Here is an 870-nt window from a genome sequence, read left to right as displayed (position 1 = left end):
GCACAATATCATCCTCACCCAGATACCCCCCGCTCTGTACCTCAATCAGTTCAAGGTCAAACTTGCCAGGGTTTTCCAATCGATGTACGACGCCAATAGGAATGTAAGTCGACTGGTTTTCAGTCAGCAAAATTTCTTGATCGCCATTGGTGACTACTGCGGTACCTTTAACCACAATCCAGTGTTCGGCCCTGTGATGGTGCATCTGCAAAGAGAGCTGTGCCCCCGGCTTAACGGTAATGCGCTTAACCTGGAAGCGGTCGCCCATATCGATGGAATCATAGGCTCCCCAGGGACGATAGACTTTGCGGTGCAGTTTTACCTCTGTCCGGTTTTCTGCTTTCAGCCGGTCAACAATCTTTTTAACATCCTGCACCCGATCTTTGTGGGCCACCAGGATGGCATCGTCACTTTCTGTAATGACCAGGTCATCAACACCCACGGTAGCAATCAATTTTTTTTCACTGCGCACGTAGGTGTTACGGGTATCCTGCAACAGCACATCACCCTGAATAGAGTTACCGGCTTCATCCTTGTCGCAGATATCCGCTAATGAGGTCCAGGAACCGACATCAGACCAGCCAGCATCAAGAGGGACAACCACTGCATCGCTAGTTTTTTCCATCACGGCATAATCGATAGATTCATCCGGGCAGGCTTTAAAAGCCACTTCATCCAGACGGACAAAATCAAGATCAGTGCTCTGTACCGCAATCGCCTTCTCACAGGCTTCCAGAATATCGGGCCGGAACTTGTTTAGCTCCTCAAGGTAACGGGAGGCCTTAAACAGGAACATGCCAGAGTTCCAGTAATAGTCTCCGGAAGCAAGATAGCCCTGAGCAGTTTCCAGATCTGGCTTCTCCACAAAAT

Annotated in this window: 1 protein-coding gene; it reads right to left on the bottom strand. The window is 49.5% G+C overall.

The window, feature by feature from the left end:
- On the bottom strand, nucleotides 1–870 hold an 870-nt coding region (locus J7438_RS26160), incomplete at both ends, for a mannose-1-phosphate guanylyltransferase/mannose-6-phosphate isomerase (protein ID WP_209278956.1).

This window comes from Thalassotalea sp. G20_0, from assembly GCF_017744175.1.
In the GTDB taxonomy this organism is placed as follows: domain Bacteria; phylum Pseudomonadota; class Gammaproteobacteria; order Pseudomonadales; family Endozoicomonadaceae; genus Endozoicomonas.
Note: the sequence above shows the minus strand (reverse complement) of the source record. Positions and strands in the feature narration are given on the sequence as shown.